Origin of the sequence: Desulfotignum balticum DSM 7044 (assembly GCF_000421285.1) — a bacterium.
Classification (GTDB): domain Bacteria; phylum Desulfobacterota; class Desulfobacteria; order Desulfobacterales; family Desulfobacteraceae; genus Desulfotignum; species Desulfotignum balticum.
In genome coordinates, this window is the sequence record NZ_ATWO01000001.1 from 3423069 (window position 1) to 3436851 (window position 13783).

Consider the following 13783-nt stretch of genomic DNA (forward strand, 5'->3'; position numbering starts at 1 on the left):
AAATCCGGAACTGTATGGACGGGAACAGTATTGAAAACCACCGGAAAATAACCTATGCTTCTGTCATGAATTTTCAGGTTCAGACAGATGCGGCGGTCCCATCCGGCCGGAAGGGGAAAGATTGAAACTGATCCTTCCCTTTTTCAGGCAGTACAAGGCCCAGATCCTTTTGGGTATGGTATGCATGATCATTGTGGACGGCACTCAGCTCATTGTGCCCCAGGTGATCCGGTCGGTGGTGGATACCCTGACTGAAGGCAGCCTGGACCGGGCCGTACTGATCCGTCAGTGTGTATTCATCCTGGGGCTGGGCGTGCTTATGGCGGTGCTGCGTTATGCCTGGCGCATCCTGCTCATGGGCAGTGCCAGAAACCTGGAAAAAGGGATCCGGGACCAGCTGTACACCCATATCATGTCATTGGACCCGGCTTTTTTCGACCGGGTGAATACCGGAGACATCATGGCCCATGCCACCTCGGACATCAATCATGTGCGCATGGCTTTCGGATTCGGAATTATTGTGCTGGTGGACACGGTGCTGCTGGGAGGCGCCATTCTGGCCATCATGATCTGGACCCATCCCAAACTCACAGCCATGGCCATGATCCCCATGCCGGCCCTGATTTTCTTCACACGATTCCTAGGTAAAAAAATGCATGACTTTCACACCACCGCCCAGGAATCATTTTCCGTTCTCACTGAAATGATCCGGGAAAGCTTTTTCGGTATCCGGATCATCAAGGTGTTCAATTTTGAATCGCTGGTAACAAACCGGGTGGGCCATGCTGCCACGGATTATTTCCGCAAAAACCTGAAACGGGCCGTGGCCACGTCCCTGTTGCGCCCTTTGCTGGGGTTTTTCTTTAACATCTCTTCATTGATCATTCTGTTTTACGGCGGAATACTGGTGATGCGCAACACATTGAGTCCCGGAGAACTGGTGGCGTTTCTCCAGTATCTGGGTTTGCTGGCCTGGCCGGTCATTGCCATCGGATGGATGACCAACCTGTTCCAGCGGGGGATGTCTTCTTTGCGCCGCATCAACGCCCTGCTCCAGTCCCGGCCCCGGATCACCTGTCCGGAAAACCCGGTGCCCATGCCCCGCCAGATCCGCCATTTCCGTTTCAACCATGCCGGGTTCTCCTATGACGACCACACCCCCATATTGTCGGACATCTGTCTGGATATCCCGGGGGGCAGCCGGGTGGGTATCACCGGCCCGCCCGGGACCGGCAAAACCACCCTGGCGTATCTGATGATGCGGCTGTATGATCCCACCCAAGGCGATATCCGGGTGAACGGCATTCCCACCATGGACATGGATCCCAAAGCCCTGCAGTCCTGCATCGCATTCATGCCCCAGGAACCGTTTCTGTTTTCCGCCACCATCCGGGAAAACATGCTTATGGGGCGGGACATGACAGATACCGATCTGGAGAAAGTGATCCGAATCTGTGATCTTTCCGATACCATTAAAGCCATGCCCCGGGGATTGGAAGCCCTTGTGGGAGAACGGGGAGTAACTTTGTCCGGGGGCCAGAAACAGCGGCTGGTCCTGGCCAGGGCCCTGGTGGAGGACAAGCCGGTGCTGATTCTGGACGATCCGGTCAGCCAGCTGGACACCCAGACCGCCCAGCGGGTGATCGACGGTATCCACCGCCTGACAAAGGATCGCACCTGCATCCTTATCTCCCATCGTCTGTCCGCTCTGGCCGCTTGCGACACCATATATGTTCTGGAAAACGGCCGGATCTCTGCCGGCGGATCCCATGCCCATCTGCTTGAAACCAGCCGATACTACCGGCATGCATTTGATGTGCAGCAGTTTGAGGAGACCTGATGACGCGGGAAGAAAAGGAAATCCGTCTGGCCGATCTGGTTTTGGCCAAAGCGATGTGGCCCTATATCCGACCCTATGCCTGGATGCTGGCAGTGTCCACCCTGCTGGTGTTTGCCGGTATTTTCTTTGAGCTGTCCATTCCGCTGCTCATCCAGAAAGGCCTGGACGGATTTATCCTCCAATCCGGCCAGAATTCAAAGGATGCCTTGTTTCTAGGTCTGCACATGGAAGACTTCAGGTCGTTCGGTCTTTTTTTCTGCCTGATGATCCTGGCCGCATTTGTCATCGATTTCGGTCAGACCCTGTTTCTGGAATACTCCGGCCAGAAAATTATTCTGAACCTGCGATGGGAACTGTTCTCCCACATGACCGGCCTGCCCGTGGCCTATTATGATAAAAACGCCTCCGGCCGGCTGGTGGCAAGGGTGGCAGGCGACATTGAGAACATGAACGAAATGTTCACCAGTGTGCTGGTGTTCATCTTCAAGGACCTGGTGCTCATGGCAGCCATTTTTGTGATGCTGGCACGGCTCAATGCCGGACTGGCCTTTTATCTGTTTGGGCTGGTGCCCGTGATCCTGGTGAGTGTCACCGGATTTTCCCGGCATGTGCGCAGCGCCTTTCGGACCATCCGACAGAAGATCGGGGAGATCAACCACAGTTTTTCCGAAGGCATTTCCGGCATCCGGGCCATCCAGACCACTGGCAGCGCAGCCACGTTTATCAAACGGTTCCGGGATCTCAATGCGACCCATTATGATGCCGCCATGCGCCAGATAAAAACCTTTGCCGTGTTCATGCCCTTTATCGGGTTATTGGGCATCGTCAGCACGGCGATCATCCTGTGGGCCGGCGGTCTCAAGGTCACAGCCCATGAAATGACCATCGGCGAACTGGTGGCATTTCTCACCTATATGAAACTGTTTTTCAGGCCGTTGCGGGAGCTGTCGGAAAAATTCAATCTGCTTCAGAATGCTTTGGCCTCGGCGGAACGGATCACCACCGTGCTGGAACAGAAAAAAGACCGGCAGCGCCTTACCCGAAAAAGAGTCCGGATGGATGCCATCCATCACTTGGCATTTGATCATGTTCATTTTTCTTATGACACGGAAACACCGGTGCTCAAAGATATCTGTTTTTCTCTTGAAAAAGGGAGTTCCATCGGAATCGTGGGTCAGACCGGGTCCGGAAAGACCTCCATCATCAACCTGGTCACAGGATTCTACCGGCCGGATGCCGGCCTTATCCGGATCAACGGTCAGCCCCAGGAATCCATCAACACCATGGATATCCGACGGAAAACCGCTCTGGTCATGCAGGACCCCATCCTTTTTTCCGGCACAGTCAAAGACAATATCTGCCCGCCGGAAAATCCCCTGGACGGCCTTGCCCTGAAAAAAGTGCTGGAACAGGCCAACTGCGGATTTTTATATGACAAGTTTGACGGACCGGACACCGTGCTCAGGGAGGGGGGACGTCCGCTGTCCGCCGGAGAAAAACAGCTGATATGCATTGCCCGGGCCTTTGCCTGCAACCCGGATCTGATCATTTTCGATGAGGCCACATCCTACATGGATTCCGGATCGGAGCAGGCGGTGCATGAGGCCATGAACCGGCTCATGAAAGGCCGGCTGTCCATCATCATCGCCCACCGCCTGTCCACCATCCGGCACTGTGACCGGATCCTGCTGCTCAGGGTTGGCCGGATCCGGGAACAAGGCAGCCACCCGGAGCTGGTAAGAGCCAAAGGTGAGTATTATCACCTGCTGGAAAAAGAAACCCTGTAAGGGGTGAAAGAACCGGATTCAGATCCAGCGAGGCCGGTTAACGGATTTCAACCAGTTTCTCTTTAGAGTGGCGCCGCCGGGGGGGCTGCTTGCCCGACCGGTATCCCAGGGCCACCAGCACCGCCACTTCGAACTTTTGGGTATCGATTTCCAGAATGCGCTCCACCCGGTCTTTTTCAAACCCCTCCATGGGGCAGGAATCAATGCCCATTGCCGCGGCAGCGGTCATGATATCGGCCAGGGCGATGTAACACTGCTTGCTGCACCAGGCATACAGATTCATTCGGGGCAGCACCTCTGTTTCCATATGATGCCGATATTTTTCAATATAAGCGGTGGTGGCATCTTCGGGCAACCCTCTGCGGCCAAAACTTTCAGCCACATACGGGTGGCCCGGGGCCACCTGATCCGGTCTGGCCAGAATCACGATCACATGGCTGCTGTCAGTTATCTGAGCCTGGTCCCAGCAGGCCGGGCGCAGTTTCTCCCGAATACCCGGTGATTGCAGCACCAGAAATTTCCAGGCCTCCATACCGAAAGAAGAGGGAGACAGCACCGCCGCCTCCAGAATCGTGTCCAGATCTTTGGTGGCAATCTTTCTGGCCGGGTCGAATTTCTTGCAGGCATGACGAAAATTCAAGGCATCGATGACGGCGTTCATGGCGGCATCTCCTTATTTATCCTTTGGCAAACAACGCCTTCACAATATGGGTGACCATGGCTGGATTTTCCTTGAGCCGGCGGGTGGAATACCCGAACCAGTGTTCCCCGAACGGCACATACACCCGCACCTTGTGGCCGGCATCCGCCAGATCCTGCCGCTGTTTGGGGGTCACTCCGTACAGCATCTGAAATTCATACCGGTCTTTGGGGATATTGTATTTCTGGATCAGCTTCAATGCGCCCTCGATCAGGGGCTTGTCATGGGTGGCAATACCCGGATAGATGCCGCTCTGGAACATGAATTCCAGATCTTCCAGATAATGGGCATTGATCTCTTCGTATTTTTTGTATGCAATGGCGGGGGATTCCACATAAATCCCTTTGCACAGCCGAAAATTCAGGTCCGCCTCATCTGATTTCAGGTCCAGCATGGCTTCGATATCGGAACGGGTCCGTTTCAGGTACGCCTGGAGCACCAGTCCGACATTTTTGGGAAATTCCGCCTTGATCCGTCTGAAAATCGCGATGGTATCGTCCACCGTGGGGGAGTTTTCCATGTCGATGCGCACAAAATTGCCATACCCGGCCGCTGTGGCCACAATATCCCGCATATAGTCGGAGCAGGTCTGCTTGTCCAGAAGAAGGCCGAACATGGTGGGTTTAATGGAATAATTTCCCTTGACGTCGGTGGCTTCCATGGTGTTGATCAGATTGATGTACTGATCCCGGTTCTCTTTGGCCTGGTCCATGTTCTCGATGAATTCCCCCAGAATGTCCAGGGTGACCAGGGTATTGTTCCGGTTCAGTTCCCTGGACGCTTCCAGGGCCTGTTCCGTGGTTTTCCCGGCAATATACTCTTTTGAAAACTGCCAGATCAGCTTCTCAGGCATATGGGGAAGAATCTGACTGATAAGTTTATTTATCATGATAATCAAACTCCTTTTGAATGAATTTTCAGATACTTTCCCTCAATGGTTAAACCATTATAAAAAAACAGTCAAGGATTATTCCTTTTTTTACACCGGTTTGATCCAGAATACCATTTTTTTGGGTGATTCCTCTACCTCGTCCAAGTCTTTCCACAGAAACCGGGTGGTCAAATCAGGGCGCCGGGTATAACCGCGTCTGTTCCAGTAGCCATCCAGGGGCCGGTATCCCGAAGGTTTGGCCGGATGATCCGCCGGCCGCTCCACCGCACAAAAGCAGACCCGGTCAAACCGCCCCAGGGACCGGGCATATCCTTCCCGTTCCGCGAAAAACCGCGCGTAAATTCCGGTCCCGCGACAGGCTTTTTTCATGACCGATTCGCCAAAATAAAAGATTCTGTCAACATCCTGTCCCTGTGCTGATAACGGGGCCTTGAATTCATCGGCCGCATCCGTCATGGGCAGGCCGGTGGAAGCCCCCACCAGCTGATCGTCTTTAAAAGCTCCCACCACCAAACTTTCCGGACATTCCGCATAGGATTTCAAATACTCGGTTTCATAGTCAATACTGCCGTCATACAGATACGGATATTCTTTGAACACTTCGATCCGCAGCCGGGCCAGCTCATCCAGATAGGGATGGATCTGATCCCCTGTAAAATTTTTAACGATCAGTTCAGGCATCTTGATTATTTCTCCCCTGTTATTCGAATCACCTTTCCGGGCCGGTCGGGTCCGGCAACGGACAGACCGATGCCCGGCCGGTTCAGACACCGGCCCACCTCGGCCAGGGCCCGTTCAGGCCGGTTGTTTTCTTCGCTCAGATGGGCCAGGATCACATGGTGCAGCTGGTCATGGTAAAGGTCCGCCAGAAGGGTGCCGGCATCATTGTTGGACAGATGGCCGGTGCGCGATTGAATCCGCTGCTTCAGATGCCACGGATAAGATCCGTTGATGAGCATCTCCGGATCATGATTGGATTCCAGATAAAGAACTGAAGAACCGGACAGATGGGTCCGCACCAGGTTGGTCACCACCCCCAGATCCGTGGCGATGCCGATTTTACACGCCTGCCAGGTCAAGGTCAGACCGGCCGGGTCCGAGGCGTCATGGGAGATGGAAAAGGGATTCAGGACCAGATCCCGGATGTCAAACCGGGTCCCGCATTCAAAATGAATCAGTTCAGGCACATGGCCCAGTCCGGGGCAGGCCTGATGGGTGGCGGAAGAGATATAAACCGGAATATTGAATCGCCGTCCCAGGACGCCGGCACCCCGGACATGGTCGATATGTTCATGGGTGATGACAATGGCGGACAGATCAGCAGGATCCTGTCCCACCGCCGCCATCCGCCGCTGAAGCTCCACGCCGGACAAACCGGCATCCACCAGAATGGCGGTGTCCGGCGTGGAGATCAGCAGTGCGTTTCCTTTACTGCCGGAAGCCAGCGGACAGATGCAAAAAGAATTATTCTTTTTCATCCGCCTTGACAGCTTTGTAGCTGAGCTTGATTTTCCCGTCCCGGGTGATATCCAGGACCTTGACTTTGATCACATCCCCCTCTTTGACCACATCCGTGACCTTCTTGACCCGGTAGTCGGCCAGCTCGGAAATATGCACCAGGCCGTCGGTGCCGGATTTGATATTCACAAACGCCCCGAAATCGGTAATTTTCACGACCTTGCCTTCATAGATGGCCCCGATTTCCGGATCCAGCGCGATATCCGCCACCATGGCCAGAGCCCGCTCCGCATCCTCCTGATTTTCCCCGGCAATTTTCACCAGTCCGGAGTCATCCACTTCAATGGTGGTGTTGGTGTCCGCCTGGAGGGCCCGGATAATCTTGCCGCCCGGGCCGATAATATCCCTGATCTTGTCCGGATTGATGGTGATGCTCAAAATTTTGGGGGCATGGGGAGAAATATCTTCCCGGTACGTGTTAATGGTTTTCAACATCTCTCCCAGAATATGAAGCCGGCCTGCTTTGGCCTGAATCAGGGCTTTTTCCATGACATCTTTGGACAGCTCCTTGATCTTGATATCCATCTGCAGGGCCGTGATGCCGGCTTCAGGACCGGCCACCTTGAAATCCATATCCCCGAAATGATCTTCATCCCCCAGGATATCGGACAGAATCACGGTGTTGTCCCCGTCTTTGATCAATCCCATGGCAATACCGGAAACCGGTGCCTTGATGGGCACACCGCCATCCATGAGCGCCAGGCACCCGGCACAGATCGTGCCCATGGAGGAAGACCCGTTGGACTCCATGACCTCACCCACCAACCGGATGGTGTATTCAAAATCGGCCGGATCCGGCAGTATCCGCTCAATGGCACGGGTAGCCAGATTCCCATGACCGATATCCCGGCGGCTGGGACCGCCGGCCCGCTTCACCTCTCCCACGGAATAGGGAGGAAAATTGTAATGCAGCATAAACGCCCGGGTCTCGTTGCCGGCCAGGGTTTCCACCCGCTGCTCATCCGGGCCGGATCCCAGGGTCATGACTCCGAGGACCTGGGTTTCTCCCCGTGTAAACAGCGCACTGCCGTGGGGTCTTCGCAGCATTCCCACTTCACAGGTGATGTTACGAATTTCATCAAAGGCCCGGCCGTCAATGCGGTGATTTTGTGTCAAGGTGATCTCACGGCTGACTTCCTTGACCGCCTTGCTGAAATTTTCCTTGATTTCCTTACCCTGGTCCGGATACTCCTGGGTAAAATGTTCCACCACCTCATCCTTGTAAAGGCTTAACGCATTCTGACGTTCTATTTTGGTCTTGATCTGGACGCGTTCGCGGATGCCGTCTTTTGCAAAATCAACGACCTTGGCAGCCAGTTCCGGGTCCCGTTCTGCGGGAACAAACACTTTCTTTTCCTTGCCCAGGGTGTTTTTTAATTCCACCTGCATGGCAATGATGGGCTGCATGGCATCATGACCGAAATAAATGGCATCCAGCATGTCTTTTTCCGACACGATATTGGCGCCGGCTTCCACCATGACCACACCGGTTTTAGAGCCTGCCACCGTCAAATCGATGTCACTTTCCATCATCTGTTCCAGGGTGGGGTTGGCAACGAACTCACCGTTGATACGACCCACCTTGATACCGGCAATAGGGCCGTCAAACGGGATATCTGAAATTTCCAGGGCCGCAGATGCCCCCACCAGGGCCAGAATGCCCGGATCACACATTTTATCGGTTGACAGCACAGTGGCGATGACCTGGGTTTCAAAATTATATCCTTGTGTAAACAACGGACGGATGGGCCGGTCGATCTGTCTGGCCCGCAATGTTTCATCTTCAGAGGGCCGGCCGATCTCCCGCCGGAAATAGTTGCCCGGAATCCGGCCGGCCGCATAAATTCGTTCCTGATACTCCACGGTCAGGGGCAGAAAACTCACATCCTCTTTGGGATTTTTTGCCGACACTGCCGTCACCAGTACCACGGTTTCGCCCAGCTGCACCACCACCGCACCGGATGCCTGTTTGGCCATTTTGCCGGTGCTGATGGAAAATTCCCTGCCGCCGACTGTCGCTGTTAATGTTTTCTCCATGATTTCTCCTTTTAAATTAGGTAAAAAAGGCGGAAATCCATTGAAACGCACTCAAAACAATAAACCCGCATGTGTATCATCCAACAAATTGCTGGATGGCACAGATGCGAACTTATTTATTCGTGTTTTCAAGAATTGCCGCCCGGTAAACTGCAAAAAACCGGTTTTTGACCTGAACACAGCCAAAAACCGGTTTATCGTCATATTATCTTCTGAGCCCCAGCCTATCGATCAAAGATCGATACCGGTTGATGTCTTTTTTCTTGACATAATCCAGCAGGTTTCGGCGCCGTCCGACCAGAATCAACAATCCCCGGCGGGAATGATGATCTTTTTTATGCACTTTCAAATGTTCGGTCAGGTAGCTGATGCGGTGAGTCAGAATGGCCACCTGCACCTCGGGTGACCCGGTATCTGACTCATGGATCTTGAACTGCTCAATCATTTCTTCTTTGTTTTCTGCTAATAAAACCACGGTGTGACTCCTTTATCTGGAATAAATAAATTCCGGCATTCATTTGGCCGGCTTTGCGCCGTTACCAGGGGCATCCAATATTCCATTCAGACGATCCCGATGTTTCTGCCAAACGGCCGATACTGAAAATTGCCCCGCATTTTTTCATTACAAGGGGGCAGATCTTTCTACCATTTACCGGTTGAAAACGCAACAATAATTATATTCCGGCCGGTCTGGATCCGGTTCTATCACGGCAATGAGCCGACCTGTCGAATCCAGGACCCGGACCGGGGTCTGTGCGGGCACCGGTTCTGTCTGAAATGAACGCACCTCATGGTCAGACAGTTTCATCCCATGTCCGATTTTTTGGGTCATGGCATCGTCCACCTGTATCCGGGGCAGAAAAGACAGACAGTCTGTCATGGGAATCATTGATCTGTCCAAAGGCAGCCTGGGCAATGCTTCCAATTCATGGGCCTGATCCAGTGTAAAATGGCTGACACCGGTCCGGCACAATTTTGACAAATGTGCGCCGCACCCCAGCTGTTCTCCCATATCATGGGCCAGACTCCGGATATAGGTTCCGCCGGAGCAATGGATATCCAGTTCAAATTCCGGCAGGTTCACGGCAATCATCCGGATGAAAAAAATCTCAATGGGCCGGGCGGGTTTCTGGATCATTTTCCCCTGACGGGCCAGTTTATACAAAGGCTGACCCTGGTGTTTCAGCGCTGAAAAGCTGGGTGCGATCTGCCGTTGTTTTCCTTTGAATCCTGCCACGATGTGTTGTACCTGTTCGGGTTCAATGGCGCCAAGACATCGAGGATCTGCTTGATGGACAATCTGACCGGTCCGGTCATAGGTGTCGGTTTCAATTCCCAAACACACTGTGGCCCGGTACTGCTTGGCGCCCCCCAGAAAAAACCGGCTCAGCCGGGTGGCCTGCCCTAAAGCGATCGGCAAAAGACCTGTGGCAAAGGGATCCAGCGTTCCAGTGTGTCCGGCTTTTTTTACTTGAAATATCTTTTTGACCTGACTGACGACCCGGGCGGAAGAGATCCCTTCCGGCTTGTTGATCAGCACCATACCGTTTTTCATCAATACCGCCGCTTTTTCAAAACAAAGATGCTTATTCAGATTCCCCGCTGCCGGGGTCCGAATCTTTGGGGATATCTTTGACCACTGAATCGATCAGGGCATCCATTCTGGCAGCTTTGTCAAATGAATCATCGTGAAAAAACCGCAGTTCCGGCATATATTTAAGTCCCAGCTGGGGAGCAATGTGCTTTTTGATAAATCCTTTGGAGTTTTTAAAGCCCGCCAAAGTGGCTGCGATCCGGTCCTCATCTCCGAAAACCGTCACATAGATACTGGCCAGCCTCAGGTCCGGGGTCAGTTTGACCCGGGACACCGTGGCCATCTCTATTCTGGGATCACTGATTTTTTTAGTCAGAAGCTCGGTTATGGCCTGCTGGATCTTTATGCTGATCCGTTCAGCCCGGGTATATGGTTTCATCAGTTCTCTTTCTGGGGCATATATTTTCTTTCTTCCACTTCATAACACTCGATGATATCGCCCGCCTTGATATCATTGTATTTGGCCAGACCGATGCCGCATTCATACCCCTGTTCCACTTCCTTGACATCATCCTTGAATCGGCGCAGAGAGGACAGCTGGGTATCACACTTGATCACACCTTCTCTGAGCAGCCTTACCTTCTTGCCCCGGATCACCTTGCCTTCGGCAATGTGGCATCCGGCAATGGTGCCGATTTTAGGCACCACAAAAGTGTCCCGCACCTCGGCACGCCCAATGATAATTTCATGAAAAGTGGAGGGCATCATGCCGTCCAGAGCCGCCTTGATATCATTGATCACATCATAGATGATATCATAGAACCGCATGTCCACATTTTCGTCCTTGGCCATTTTCCGGATCTGGGGTGTGGGTCTGACATTGAATCCGATGATAATGGCATCCGACACACTGGCCAGGCCCACATCCGATTCATTGATGGTACCGACTCCGGAATGGATAATCTTGATATCCACTTCCTCTTTGGCCAGATCCTTGAGGGAATCGTTCAATGCTTCGATGGACCCCTGGACATCCGCTTTGACGATCAGCTTCAACTCTTTGATTTCCTCGGAACCTAAGTTCTCGAACATTTTCTCCAGGTTGGCCCGGCTCTTTTTGGCCAGTTCTTTGGCCCGCTGTTTCTGCATACGGTGATTGGCGATCTGTTTGGCATCCTTGTCTGTCGCCACAGCCACAAACTCGTCTCCGGCATCCGGGACCCCGGTCAATCCTACGATTTCCGCCGGTGTGGAGGGACCGGCTTCCTCAATCCGGTTGCCCAGATCATCGATCATGGCCCGGATTTTGCCGGAGTGGAGCCCGCACACGATGGCATCTCCATCCCGCAGGGTCCCCTGCTTCACCAGCACCGTGGCCACGGCCCCCCGGCCGGTATCCAGCCGGGATTCCACCACATAACCGCTGGCATTCCGGTCCGGATTGGCCTTGAGTTCCAGCACTTCGGACTGGAGCAGTACCATTTCCAGCAGATCATCGATCCCTTCACCGGTTTTGGCGGACACTCTGACAAAAATCACGTCTCCGCCCCATTCTTCCGCCAAAAGGTCCAGTTCAGCCAGTTCCCGCAAGATACGATCCGGGTCCGCCCCGGGTTTATCCATTTTGTTCACGGCCACCACCACCGGCACACCGGCAGCTTTGGAATGGTTGATGGCCTCAATGGTCTGGGGCATGACTCCGTCATCCGCCGCCACCACCAGAATCACAATATCCGTGACCTTGGCCCCTCTGGATCGCATGGCGGTAAAAGCGGCATGGCCCGGGGTGTCCAGAAACGTGATCCGCCCGCCTTTGGGGGTATCCACGTTATACGCTCCGATGTGCTGGGTGATTCCGCCGGCCTCTCCGCTGGTAATTTTGGATTTTCGGATGACATCCAGCAATGATGTTTTCCCATGGTCCACATGTCCCATGATGGTGACCACGGGAGGGGTCTTGATCATGCGGCCCTTATCCTGATTATCGGTTTCGACCTGAAGCAGAACATCTTCTTCAAAACTGGCTTTTTCCACTTCAAAATCAAATTCCGCCGCCACCAGGGTTGCTGTTTCAAAATCAATGGTCTGGTTGACCGTGGCCATCACACCCATGGTCATGAGTTTGGCAATCATCTCATTGGCCTTGATTCCCATCCGTTTGGCCAGTTCTGCCAGCTCAATGGCCTCGTCAATCTTGATCCGCCGCTTGATCGCCTTGGGGGTTGTGATCTGGGTTTTCTGGAACCCCCCTTTTTTGGCCCGGTTGTCTTTTTTGCCCCGTTTCTTTTTACCGCGGCCCCGGTAGAGTTCTTCTCCTTCCACCACTGATTTCTTTTTGCGTTTTTTGCGTTTTCCGTCAAACGAATCGCCTGGACCCTCATCCTTGCGACGATCTTTTTTTCTGAATCCCGGATCCGGTTCGCCTGGAATAAACGGCGCACCTGTATCCGGACCGGTTGCAACCGCACCGGATCGATTCGATGCAGCCGGTCGGGCAGTTCGCTCTGAACTCATGTCTTTTTTCTCTTCTTCCGCCCTTGTTTTCCGAATATTTTCCAAAACCACCGGATCCGCTTTTTTCACAATTTTGGCCGGGGTGGATTTCTTTTTTTTCTTTTTCTTTTTGGATGCTTTTGCCTCTTCAGTCTCCGGTGTTGCCGGCGCTTCCCGGGAAACATCTGATTTTTGAGGTTTCTTTTCTGTTGTTTCCGCTTCCTTATCTGTCACAACAGTCGAAGGCTTTTCCTGGACAGTCGAAGGCACCTCTTGGGCGGTATCGTCTTTCAAACTTTTTTCTTTTGCCGGTGGTGATTTTTTTTCCGACGCTTTTTGATCATCCGATACTGCAGATGCGGGTGTCGGCTCCGAAACAGCTGCTGATTTTTGTTTTGTTTTTGTGTCCACAGGTTCTGAGGCAGGTGTCGGCTTGACCGGTTCCGGCTCCGGGGGAAGCGTCTTTTTTACCGGTTTAATAATTCTGGCAGGCTCGGATTTTTTCTTTTTTGTCAAAGAGGTTTTTGGAGGCGTTGACACTTCAGAGGATTTCGGAACAGCGGCAGATGTTTTTTCAGCAGGTTTCTGTTCAGCCGCCACCGGTGGGGCGTCCGGTGTATCAATGGCTGTTTCCCGCCCGTCTGTGGTATCTTCGGTTTTCTGTACCTCCATTTCCGATACGGCAGAATCCTCCGGTTTTTCCCGGGATTCCATATACGGATCACGCCCGGCTTTCTTTTTACGCCGACGTATTACCGAAGGCCGGACCTTGAGGTCTTCTTTTTGTCTGGACTTGCCGAACAAACTGGCTTTGATCTGTTTGATTGCACTGTCCTCCAAAGAACTCATATGGCTCTTTGCATCAATATCGAGCTCTTTGAGTTTATTGAGCAGTGCCTTGTTTGTCATGTTCAGATCTTTTGCCAATTCGTATACTCTGAGTTTCGCCATACCTTGCCCCCAAGTAATCCTCTTTTAATGT

At 53.0% G+C, this 13783-nt stretch carries 11 protein-coding genes; 2 read left to right on the plus strand and 9 right to left on the minus strand.

Annotation, left to right across the window (positions count from 1 at the left end):
* Window positions 1-121: 121 nt before the first annotated feature.
* Together K365_RS0117295 and K365_RS0117300 are read left to right on the plus strand one after the other, a co-directional pair.
* Window positions 122-1840 (plus strand): ABC transporter ATP-binding protein, encoded by a 1719-nt coding sequence (locus K365_RS0117295; RefSeq protein WP_024335603.1) that lies wholly within the window; start codon window positions 122-124, stop codon window positions 1838-1840.
* Complete coding sequence (locus K365_RS0117300; RefSeq protein WP_006967073.1) at window positions 1840-3627, plus strand: ABC transporter ATP-binding protein; 1788 nt, start codon at window positions 1840-1842, stop codon at window positions 3625-3627. The genes K365_RS0117295 and K365_RS0117300 overlap by 1 nt, the downstream gene beginning before the upstream one ends.
* 37 nt (window positions 3628-3664) lie before the next feature.
* On the opposite strand, the gene K365_RS0117305 is transcribed toward K365_RS0117300, so the two are convergent.
* The 9 genes from K365_RS0117305 to infB all read right to left on the minus strand — a co-directional run bounded on the left by K365_RS0117305 (window position 3665) and on the right by infB (window position 13752).
* Entirely contained in the window at window positions 3665-4288 is a 624-nt protein-coding gene (locus K365_RS0117305) for an NAD(P)H-dependent oxidoreductase (protein WP_024335604.1), read from the minus strand.
* A gap of 16 nt (window positions 4289-4304) precedes the next feature.
* Complete coding sequence (locus tag K365_RS0117310; protein WP_024335605.1) at window positions 4305-5216, minus strand: proline dehydrogenase family protein; 912 nt, start codon at window positions 5214-5216, stop codon at window positions 4305-4307.
* 90 nt (window positions 5217-5306) lie between these two features.
* On the minus strand, window positions 5307-5900 hold the full coding sequence (locus K365_RS0117315) for a hypothetical protein (RefSeq protein ID WP_024335606.1): 594 nt from the start codon (window positions 5898-5900) through the stop codon (window positions 5307-5309).
* A gap of 5 nt (window positions 5901-5905) precedes the next feature.
* A complete protein-coding gene (locus K365_RS0117320; RefSeq protein WP_024335607.1) occupies window positions 5906-6697 on the minus strand; it encodes an MBL fold metallo-hydrolase in 792 nt (263 codons plus the stop codon).
* A complete protein-coding gene (pnp, locus tag K365_RS0117325) occupies window positions 6684-8774 on the minus strand; it encodes a polyribonucleotide nucleotidyltransferase (RefSeq protein WP_024335608.1) in 2091 nt (696 codons plus the stop codon). Before pnp ends, K365_RS0117320 begins: the two co-directional genes overlap by 14 nt.
* Before the next feature lie 205 nt (window positions 8775-8979).
* Window positions 8980-9249, minus strand: a complete 270-nt coding sequence (rpsO, locus tag K365_RS0117330) for a 30S ribosomal protein S15 (protein WP_006967063.1) — start codon at window positions 9247-9249, stop codon at window positions 8980-8982.
* Window positions 9250-9423: 174 nt separating this feature from the next.
* On the minus strand, window positions 9424-10329 hold the full coding sequence (gene truB / locus K365_RS0117335; RefSeq protein ID WP_024335609.1) for a tRNA pseudouridine(55) synthase TruB: 906 nt from the start codon (window positions 10327-10329) through the stop codon (window positions 9424-9426).
* A gap of 31 nt (window positions 10330-10360) precedes the next feature.
* The gene (gene rbfA / locus K365_RS0117340; RefSeq protein WP_006967061.1) at window positions 10361-10747 is read right to left on the minus strand and encodes a 30S ribosome-binding factor RbfA; all 387 of its coding nucleotides are present in this window, start codon (window positions 10745-10747) and stop codon (window positions 10361-10363) included.
* Entirely contained in the window at window positions 10747-13752 is a 3006-nt protein-coding gene (infB, locus tag K365_RS0117345) for a translation initiation factor IF-2 (RefSeq protein WP_006967060.1), read from the minus strand. Before infB ends, rbfA begins: the two co-directional genes overlap by 1 nt.
* Between the last annotated feature and the right edge of the window lie 31 nt (window positions 13753-13783).

What these genes read in the sequence shown, in the direction of transcription:
- K365_RS0117320 (WP_024335607.1), bottom strand. Translation starts at nt 6,697, where the DNA reads ATGAAAAAGAATAATTCTTTTTGCATCTGTCCGCTGGCTTCCGGCAGT.
- K365_RS0117315 (WP_024335606.1), bottom strand. Translation starts at nt 5,900, where the DNA reads ATGCCTGAACTGATCGTTAAAAATTTTACAGGGGATCAGATCCATCCC.
- truB (WP_024335609.1), bottom strand. Translation starts at nt 10,329, where the DNA reads ATGAAAAACGGTATGGTGCTGATCAACAAGCCGGAAGGGATCTCTTCC.
- infB (WP_006967060.1), bottom strand. Translation starts at nt 13,752, where the DNA reads ATGGCGAAACTCAGAGTATACGAATTGGCAAAAGATCTGAACATGACA.
- K365_RS0117300 (WP_006967073.1), top strand. Translation starts at nt 1,840, where the DNA reads ATGACGCGGGAAGAAAAGGAAATCCGTCTGGCCGATCTGGTTTTGGCC.
- rbfA (WP_006967061.1), bottom strand. Translation starts at nt 10,747, where the DNA reads ATGAAACCATATACCCGGGCTGAACGGATCAGCATAAAGATCCAGCAG.
- K365_RS0117305 (WP_024335604.1), bottom strand. Translation starts at nt 4,288, where the DNA reads ATGAACGCCGTCATCGATGCCTTGAATTTTCGTCATGCCTGCAAGAAA.
- K365_RS0117310 (WP_024335605.1), bottom strand. Translation starts at nt 5,216, where the DNA reads ATGATAAATAAACTTATCAGTCAGATTCTTCCCCATATGCCTGAGAAG.
- pnp (WP_024335608.1), bottom strand. Translation starts at nt 8,774, where the DNA reads ATGGAGAAAACATTAACAGCGACAGTCGGCGGCAGGGAATTTTCCATC.